This is a genomic window from Streptomyces sp. OfavH-34-F (assembly GCF_022347745.1).
Lineage (GTDB): Bacteria > Actinomycetota > Actinomycetes > Streptomycetales > Streptomycetaceae > Streptomyces.
In genome coordinates this window covers 1-8,396 of sequence record NZ_JAKRGC010000286.1, presented here as the reverse complement: position 1 = coordinate 8,396, position 8,396 = coordinate 1, and the positions used below count along the sequence as shown (strand labels likewise).

8 protein-coding genes are annotated in these 8,396 nt (G+C 73.6%); 4 read left to right on the top strand and 4 right to left on the bottom strand.

Features of this window, described 5'->3' with window-relative positions; all coding sequences use genetic code 11:
• The coding region (locus tag MHW47_RS28385; protein ID WP_239226614.1) for a PLP-dependent aminotransferase family protein at positions 1 to 1,508 on the bottom strand (1,508 nt) is incomplete at its 3' end.
• A 102-nt stretch (positions 1,509 to 1,610) separates the two neighbouring features.
• Here MHW47_RS28385 and MHW47_RS28380 point away from each other — a divergent pair.
• From MHW47_RS28380 to MHW47_RS28365, 4 genes are all read left to right on the top strand, one after another.
• Positions 1,611 to 2,267, top strand: coding sequence for a YitT family protein (locus MHW47_RS28380; RefSeq protein WP_239226613.1), 657 nt, complete (start codon positions 1,611 to 1,613; stop codon positions 2,265 to 2,267).
• The gene (locus MHW47_RS28375) at positions 2,264 to 3,028 is read left to right on the top strand and encodes a glycerophosphodiester phosphodiesterase (protein ID WP_239226612.1); all 765 of its coding nucleotides are present in this window, start codon (positions 2,264 to 2,266) and stop codon (positions 3,026 to 3,028) included. Before MHW47_RS28380 ends, MHW47_RS28375 begins: the two co-directional genes overlap by 4 nt.
• 49 nt (positions 3,029 to 3,077) lie before the next feature.
• A complete protein-coding gene (locus MHW47_RS28370; RefSeq protein WP_239226611.1) occupies positions 3,078 to 4,454 on the top strand; it encodes an MFS transporter in 1,377 nt (458 codons plus the stop codon).
• Positions 4,455 to 4,730: 276 nt separating this feature from the next.
• Positions 4,731 to 5,105, top strand: a complete 375-nt coding sequence (locus MHW47_RS28365; RefSeq protein ID WP_003959706.1) for an RNA polymerase-binding protein RbpA — start codon at positions 4,731 to 4,733, stop codon at positions 5,103 to 5,105.
• A 93-nt stretch (positions 5,106 to 5,198) separates the two neighbouring features.
• Here MHW47_RS28365 and fxsA read toward each other — a convergent pair whose 3' ends face one another.
• The 3 genes from fxsA to MHW47_RS28350 form a co-directional block, all read right to left on the bottom strand.
• A complete protein-coding gene (fxsA, locus tag MHW47_RS28360) occupies positions 5,199 to 5,789 on the bottom strand; it encodes an FxsA family membrane protein (RefSeq protein WP_239226610.1) in 591 nt (196 codons plus the stop codon).
• A 74-nt stretch (positions 5,790 to 5,863) separates the two neighbouring features.
• Entirely contained in the window at positions 5,864 to 6,631 is a 768-nt protein-coding gene (locus MHW47_RS28355) for a polyprenol monophosphomannose synthase (protein WP_239226609.1), read from the bottom strand.
• A gap of 527 nt (positions 6,632 to 7,158) precedes the next feature.
• Positions 7,159 to 8,396 (bottom strand): amidohydrolase (locus MHW47_RS28350; protein ID WP_239226608.1); only part of this gene is annotated, 1,238 nt, incomplete at its 5' end.

The following is an 8,396-nucleotide window of genomic DNA, read 5'->3' as shown; positions in this document are numbered from 1 at the left end:
CTCGCCTTCCTGGCGAAGGACGCCCCGGCCGCGGGGAAGTAGCGGCCTCGGCCGCGGGGAAGTAGCGGCCCCGCGTTTCGTCCGAACGGTTCGGCCTCGTCCGCCACCGGGCCGCCCACCGTGAACGGCAGCCGCACGTACCCCTCGAACGCACCGTCCACCCCGAACCGGGGCCCGGACGGCACCCGGACGCCGACGCCCTCGCCGGCCACCGCGAGACGCGAGCCGGAGAGGCCGCCCGTGCGCACCCAGAGCGTCAGCCCGCCGTCCGGCACCGAGAACTCCCACTCCGGCAGCTCCCGGCGCACCGCCGCCACCAGCGCGTCGCGGTTGTCGCGGGCCTGCTCGCGGCGCAGCCGCACCGCCTCCTGCCAGCCCCCGGAGCGCATCAGCCAGTTGACCGCGAGCTGTTCGAGGACGGGGGTGCCCATGTCGGCGTACGCGCGGGCGGCGACCAGGCTGCGGATCACGTCCGGGGCGGCGCGTACCCAGCCGATCCGCATGCCCGCCCAGAAGGCCTTGCTGGCCGATCCCACGGTCAGCACCGTGCTGCCGGCCGGGTCGAACGCGCAGACCGGGCGCGGCATCTCCAGGTCGTCGTCCAGGTGCAGTTCGCGCATCGTCTCGTCCACCACCAGGACCGTGCCGGCCGCGCGCGCGGCGTCCACCAGCGCCCGCCGGCGGTCCTCGTCGGCCAGGGCCCCGGTGGGGTTGTGGAAGTCGGCGACGACGTAGCCGAGGCGGGGCGCGGCATCGCGCAGCACCTGGCGCCAGCGGCCCAGGTCCCAGCCGCCGAGCCCCTCCTCCATGGCCACCGGCACCAGCCGGGCGCCCGCCTCGCGCATCAGCTGGAGGATGTTGGCGTAGCTCGGGGACTCCACGGCGATCCGCTCGCCGCGCCCGGCGAAGAGGTGGCAGATGGCGTCGATCGCGCCCATGGCGCCGGTGGTGACCATGATCTGCTCGGGCATGGTGGGGATGCCCTGGGCGGTGTACCGGTCAGCGATCATCTGGCGCAGGGCGGGCAGCCCGGCCGGGTAGTCGCCGTGCGTGTGGGCGTACGGCGGAAGCTCCTCCAGGGCCCCCTGGACGGCGCGGGTGAGCCAGGGCTCGGGGGCCGGCAGCGAGGCGCAGCCGAGGTCGATCATGGAGCCCAGCGCCTCGGGCGGCAGCGGTTCCAGGCCACGTGCGGGCAGCGGGTTGCCGGCCGGGACGGCCGTCCAGCTGCCGGCGCCGCGCCGGGACTCCAGGAAGCCCTCGGCCCGCAGCGCCTCGTAGGCGGCGGCGACCGTGGTGCGGCTGACGGAGAGGGCCAGCGCCAGTTCGCGTTCGGCGGGGAGCCGGGCGGCGACCGCGACCCTCCCCTCCAGGACGAGCAGCCGGATACCGTCGGCGAGGGCCCGGTAGGCGGGCGGGCGGCGGCTGCCGGGTCCGGCCGGCCGCTGTTGCTGGGCCTGGAGCTGCCGGGCGAGTTGCGCCGCCCCCACCGCCGAAGTCCACTGCGCCATGAGAATCAGTCCACCTTCCTCGGATTGGCCATGGTTGGCGGCCGATCACCTGCCACAGAGTGACACGGAGCAGTCCACCCACACCACTTCAGGGGGCACCCCTTGTCCGAGACCGCCGCCCCGCAGCGGGCGCACCTCGTCCGGCGGCTGGTCCAGCTGTACGCGGGGCTCGCGCTGTACGGGGCCAGTTCGGCCCTGCTGGTCGTCGCCGGTCTCGGCCTGGAGCCGTGGGGCGTGCTGCACCAGGGGCTCGCGGAGCTGACCGGCATCAGCATCGGCGTGGTGTCGATCATCATCGGCGCGATCGTGCTGCTGCTGTGGATACCGCTGCGGCAGCGGCCGGGCCTGGGCACGGTCTCCAACGTGTTCGCGGTGGGGCTCGCGATGGACGCCACGCTGGCGCTCGTCCCGGAGGCGCACGGGCTCGCGGTGCGGGCGGGGGTGATGGCGGCGGGGATCGTGCTGAACGGGGTGGCGACGGGCCTGTACATCAGCGCCCGGTTCGGGCCCGGCCCCCGCGACGGCCTGATGACCGGGATGCACCGGCGGACCGGCCGCTCGATCCGGCTGGTGCGCACGGTGCTGGAGGTCGCGGTCGTGGTCAGCGGCTTCCTGCTCGGCGGCTCGGTCGGCGCCGGCACGGTCCTGTACGCCCTGGCCATCGGCCCGCTCGCGCAGGTCTTCCTGCGGGTCTTCGCGCTTCCGGAGCCCGGCTCCCCCGCGACCGCCGGCCCCGGGCGGTCCATACTGCCCCGGTGACTTCCGAACGCCACCCCTACCTGGACCACCCCGCTCCGCTCGCCTTCGCCCACCGGGGCGGCGCCGCGGACGGCATCGAGAACACGGCGGCCGCCTTCCGCCGGGCCGCCGACGCCGGGTACCGCTACTTCGAGACCGATGTGCACGCCTCGGCGGACGGCCGGCTGGTGGCCTTCCACGACGCCACGCTGGACCGGGTGACGGACGCCCGCGGCCGGCTGGCGGAGCTGCCCTGGAGTGAGATACGGCGGGCGCGGGTCGCCGGGCGCGAGCCGCTGCCGCTGTTCGAGGAGCTGCTGGAGGCGTTCCCGCAGGCCCGGTGGAACGTGGACGTCAAAGCGGAGGCCGCCCTGGAGCCGCTGCTGGCGCTGATCCGCGCGACGGACTCCTGGGACCGGGTGTGCGTCGGCTCGTTCTCCGAAGCGCGGGTCGCGCGGGCCCAGCGGCTGGCCGGGCCGCGCCTGGCGACCTCGTACGGGGTGCGCGGGGTCCTCGGGCTGCGGCTGCGCTCGTACGGCATCCCGGCGGCGCTGCGGTCCGGGGCGGTGTGCGCGCAGGTTCCGGAGCGGCAGAACGGCGTCCGGGTGGTGGACCGCCGCTTCGTGCGGGCGGCCCACGCGCGCGGGCTCCAGGTGCACGTGTGGACGGTGAACGAACCGGAACGGATGGCCGCGCTCCTGGACCTCGGCGTGGATGGCATCATGACCGATCACATCGGGACGCTGCGCACGGTGCTGAGCGAGCGGGGGGCCTGGGTCTGACCCGCCGCCGTGCGGCCGGCGTCCGCACGGGGAGATCGCAGGGGGCACCATGACGGCCGGAACCGCAGACACCGCCGAGCCGGCCGGCGGCACGCCGGGCCCGCAGGACGCGGCGGCGCGGCGCAGGGAGCAGCGCGGCTGGTACTTCTACGACTTCGCGTGCTCCGTCTACTCCACGAGCGTCCTCACGGTCTTCCTGGGCCCGTACCTGACGTCGGTCGCGAAGGCCGCGGCGGACCCGGACGGCTTCGTGCACCCGCTGGGCATCCCGGTCCGCGCCGGGTCGCTGTTCGCGTACTCGGTGTCCGCCTCGCTCGTCCTGGCGATCGTGCTGATGCCCGTGGTGGGCGCGGCGGCCGACCGTACGGGGCGCAAGAAGCCGCTGCTCGCGGTGGCGGCCTACACCGGGGCCACCGCGACGGCGGCGATGTTCTTCCTGGACGGCCACCGCTATCTGCTCGGCGCCTTCCTGCTCATCGTGGCGAACGCGGCGACGGCGGTGGCGATGATGCTCTACAACGCCTATCTGCCGCAGATCGCGGAGCCCGACGAGCGCGACGACGTCTCCTCGCGGGGCTGGGCGTTCGGCTACACCTCCGGGGCGCTGGTCCTGGTCCTGAACCTGGTGCTGTACTCGGGCCACGACTCGTTCGGGCTCTCCGAGTCCGAGGCGGTCCGGATCTGCCTGGCGTCGGCGGGTGTGTGGTGGGGCGTGTTCACGGTGATCCCGCTGCGCCGGCTGCGGGACCGGAAGGTGGCCCCGGGCAGCCGGGGCGCGCCGGTGGGCTCGGGGTGGCGGCAGCTGCGGGCGACCCTGGCCGACATGCGGCGCCATCCGCTGACGCTGTCCTTCCTGCTGGCGTACCTCGTCTACAACGACGGCGTGCAGACGGTGATCTCGCAGGCGTCGGTGTACGGCTCCGAGGAGCTGGGCCTGGGGCAGTCCACGCTGATCACGGCGGTGCTGCTGGTGCAGGTGCTGGCGGTGGCCGGGGCGCTGGCGATGGGGCGGCTGGCCCGGGTGTACGGGGCGAAGCGCACGATCCTGGGCTCGCTGGCGGTGTGGACGCTGATCCTGGTCGCCGGGTACTTCCTGCCGGCCGGTTCGCCGGTCTTCTTCTATGTGCTGGCGGCGGCGATCGGGCTCGTGCTGGGCGGCAGCCAGGCGCTGTCGCGGTCCCTGTTCTCCCATCTGGTGCCGCGCGGCAAGGAGGCCGAGTACTTCTCGGCGTACGAGATGAGCGACCGGGGGCTGAGCTGGCTGGGGCCCCTGGTGTTCGGGCTGGCCTACCAGCTGACCGGCAGCTACCGGGACGCGATCATCTCGCTGGTGGTCTTCTTCGTGGTGGGTTCGGTGCTGCTGGCGCGGGTTCCGGTCGAGCGGGCGGTGGCGGCGGCGGGAAACCCCGTACCCGATCGGATTTAGACGTTGAAGTCAAAGGGCGGTAGTGTACGCCTTTGGCCTGCCCCGGATAACCGTTGCTTCGAGTGGAAGTCACCGAATCGTTGGGTGACGTCCTCCGTCAAATGTGACAAACCGGGTAAGGGCGGGTACTTGAACCCTGGGAAACCTGAAAGATCAGCGGCACGACGGGCGACGCATGACCGGCGACGGGAATCTTTGCCGGCGACCGTACGTTGACCGATTTGACGACGACAGCGACACCTGTCCTGTGGGCGACCAGCCCGGGAGGCACGATTCATGAGTGAGCGAGCTCTCCGCGGCACGCGACTCGTGGTTACCAGCTACGAGACGGACCGCGGCATCGATCTGGCCCCGCGCCAGGCGGTGGAGTACGCATGCCAGAACGGACATCGATTTGAGATGCCGTTCTCGGTCGAGGCGGAAATTCCGCCGGAGTGGGAGTGCAAGGCGTGTGGCGCCCAGGCACTCCTGGTGGACGGGGACGGCCCCGAGGAGAAGAAGGGCAAGCCTGCGCGTACGCACTGGGACATGCTCATGGAGCGGCGCACGCGTGAGGAGCTGGAGGAGGTGCTGGCCGAGCGGCTGGCCGTCCTGCGCTCCGGGGCGATGAACATCGCCGTACACCCCCGGGACAGCAGGAAGTCTGCTTGACCGGGTAGGTACGGCACAGCGACAGAACCGCGGGCCGCGACACACGCACTGTGTGTCGCGGCCCGCGGTTCTGCTGCTGCGGGCGGGCTCCGCTCACCGGGTCAGCGGGGGGCGCGGTTCGTCGTTCGGGCCCGCGTCCGGGCCGGACGGCTCGTCGCGGATGACCTCGCCCTGGACGACCTTGCCGTCCGGGCGGTGGATACGGGCCTGCTGGAAGGCGTCCGAGAAGCCGCCGGGCGCCGCCTTGCGCATGCGCCGGTCCAGGGAGCGCTCCGCGTACCGGCTGAGGGCGGTCCGGACGGGCGGCACCAGGAGCAGCAGCCCGGCCACGTCCGAGAGCGGGCCCGGGATCATGATGAGGAGCCCGCCGAGCATCAGGAAGCCGTTGCCGCGGCCGCTCTCCGGGGCGGTGGGGACCGAGCCGTCCGCGCCCGGCTGCCCCGGCATCCGCTGGAGCGTCTCGGTGAGGTTGGCGAAGGCGCGGCGGCCGGCCCGCTTGATGACCGCGCCGCCGAACACGATGCCGGCGGCCAGCAGGATCACGACGGCCAGGCCGCCCGCGGCGTCGGCCACGAGGATCAGCAGCCAGATCTCCAGCACCGCCCAGGCGGCGACGGCGAGGGGTACGAAGGTCCGGGCGCGCGAGCGCCTGCGGGCGGTCGGAGGCGGTGTGCCGGTCGTCATGCCCCCAGTGTGCCTGGCCGTGCGTGCGTACGCCGTAAGGGGGTGACCGGACCCGGGGGCGTCCGGCGCATCCTCTAGCTGGTGCGGCGGCCCAGCACCTTGTTGGTGCGGGTGGTGACGCCCCAGGCCGTGACGCGCCACAGGGCCTCGACGAGGATGTCCCGGCTCATCTTGGAGTCGCCGATCTCGCGGTCCACGAAGGTGATCGGCACCTCGACCACGTGGAAGCCGGCCTCGACCGCGCGGCGGGCCAGGTCGACCTGGAAGCAGTAGCCCTGCGAGGCGACCTCGTCCAGGCCGATGCCCTTGAGGGTCTCGGTACGGAAGGCCCGGTAGCCGCCGGTGACGTCGCGGGTGCGCAGGCCGAGCATGAGGCGGGAGTAGGTGCTGCCGCCGCGCGAGATGAACTCGCGGGACTTGGGCCAGTTCACCACCCGGCCGCCGGGCACCCAGCGGGAGCCCAGGACCAGGTCGGCGCCCTTGAGCGCGGTGAGCAGCCGGGGCAGTTCCTCGGGCTGGTGGGAGCCGTCCGCGTCCATCTCGACGAGGACGCCGTAGTCGTGCTCCATGCCCCAGCGGAAACCGGCGAGGTAGGCGGCGCCGAGCCCCTCCTTGCCCTTGCGGTGCAGGACGTGGACCTGGTCGTCGGCGGCGGCCAGTTCGTCGGCGAGCTTGCCGGTGCCGTCGGGGCTGTTGTCGTCGGCGACCAGCACGTGGGCCTCCGGTACGGCGGCACGCACCCGGCTCACGATCGGCTTGATGTTCTCGGCCTCGTTGTAGGTCGGGATGATCACCAAGACACTGCCGAGCGGGCCGAATTGCCGCTGACCGCCGTCGTTCACTTACTGCCCCTCACGTCCGTACACAGGTGCACACCATATCGAGCGCGGCGGCCCGGGACGGCGACCCGGTGGGGGTGGCGCGGGAGCCGCGGCGGACAGAAGAGCGGAATCAGGGACAGAAGTGCGGATCGGGGCCCGGCGTCCTTCGGGCCGACCTGGGGCCCGCTGGCTGCGGGTCGACCTAGAGCCGTTGTCTACTGAACGTCCGGGCCCCACCCGAGTCACACCCTCCGACCGGCTGGGATCTTCCCTCGCCCCCGAGGCGCGGGCGCTGAACCTGGCTGTCAGTGGTGGTGCGCCGGTGCGGCACACCACCCCGTGACCCAGCGGCGTTCGACGACTGCGTGGAGGTCCAACCGGTCGGACGTCCTGTGGTGGACTCGGCCGAACCTACCGGCCGATGGGCGCATTCTGTCAATAGCCGCCTGACCTGCGAAGATTTCCGAAATGCCCTGGTCAGTCCGGAAGATCCCCTGGTGGCAAAAGAACCGGCCCGCCTTCGATCGGCTCAGCGGAACACCCGCACGTCACTCGTTCGGCCGTACGTAGACAGTCTGTCCGAACACGACCGTGCGCAGGCAGACCGGCAGGTCGGCCCCCGGTGTGAGGTCCGGCAGCCCCGGCGTCCCGGACCGCGGGTCGGTCGACCAGCGCGCGACCCGGTCGTCCGGCGCCTGGACCACCAGCTCGTCGGTGCGCCAGACCGCGTAGTCGGCCGGGGCGCCGGGCACCAGCGTCCCCGCGTCGTCCCGGCCCAGGGCCCGCCAGCCGCCCCGGGTGTGCGCGGTGAAGGCCGCCCGCACGGAGACGCGGTGCTCCAGGGTCCGGTGGAAGGCGGCGGCCCGGACGGTCCCCCAGGGGTCCAGCGGGGTCACCGGGCTGTCCGAGCCGAAGGCCAGCGGCACCCCGGCCCGCAGGAGCGCCGCGTAGGGGTTGAGGGTGGCGGCCCGCCCGGCGCCGAGCCGCTGGGCGTACATGCCCTCCTCGCCGCCCCACGCCGCGTCGAAGGCGGGCTGCACCGAAGCGGTGAGGCCCAGTTCGGCGAAGGCGGCGATGGTCTCGGGGGTCAGCATCTCCGCGTGCTCCACCCGGTGCCGGGCGGCGCGCACGCGGGCCCGGCCCACCTTCTCGGCGGCCGCCCGGACGCCCTCCACGACCGCCGTGAGGGCGGCGTCGCCGATGGCGTGGAACCCGGCCTGGAGCCCCGCCTCCGTGCAGGCGGCGACATGGGCGGCGATCCGCGCGGCGTCCAGGTGGGCGGTGCCTGAGTGCGGGGCGTCGGCGTACGGCTGGTGCAGGCAGGCGGTGTGGGAGCCCAGCGAGCCGTCCACGAAGAGGTCGCCGGCCGCGCCGACGGCGCCGAGTTCCCGGATGCGCCGGGCGTCCTTCTCGTCGGCCACCTCGGCGGCCCAGTAGCCGAAGACGCGCGGGCCGGGCTGCTCCGCCGCCAGCTCCAGCAGCCCGGTGAAGTCGTTCTCGTCGGAGATGTCGGGGCCGCCGCACTCGTGGACCGTGCCGATGCCCAGGGAGGCGGCGTGGCGCAGCGCGGCCCGCTGGGCCTCGGCGCGCTGGGCGGGCGGGACGGCGTCGTGGGCGGCGGCGCGCACCGCGTGGTGGGCGGCGCCGGTCAGCGGGCCGTCGGGGTGGTAGCCGGTCATCGCGGTGACCCCGGGGACCAGGTCGAGTAGGGCGGTGCTGACGACCGCCGAGTGCACGTCGATCCGGGGCAGGTAGAGCGGCCGGCCGGCCGCCGCCCGTCCGGCGC

Excerpts from the sequence above, each read along its gene's own strand:
- MHW47_RS28370 (WP_239226611.1), top strand. The coding sequence starts at position 3,078 with ATGACGGCCGGAACCGCAGACACCGCCGAGCCGGCCGGCGGCACGCCG.
- MHW47_RS28365 (WP_003959706.1), top strand. The coding sequence starts at position 4,731 with ATGAGTGAGCGAGCTCTCCGCGGCACGCGACTCGTGGTTACCAGCTAC.
- fxsA (WP_239226610.1), bottom strand. The coding sequence starts at position 5,789 with ATGACGACCGGCACACCGCCTCCGACCGCCCGCAGGCGCTCGCGCGCC.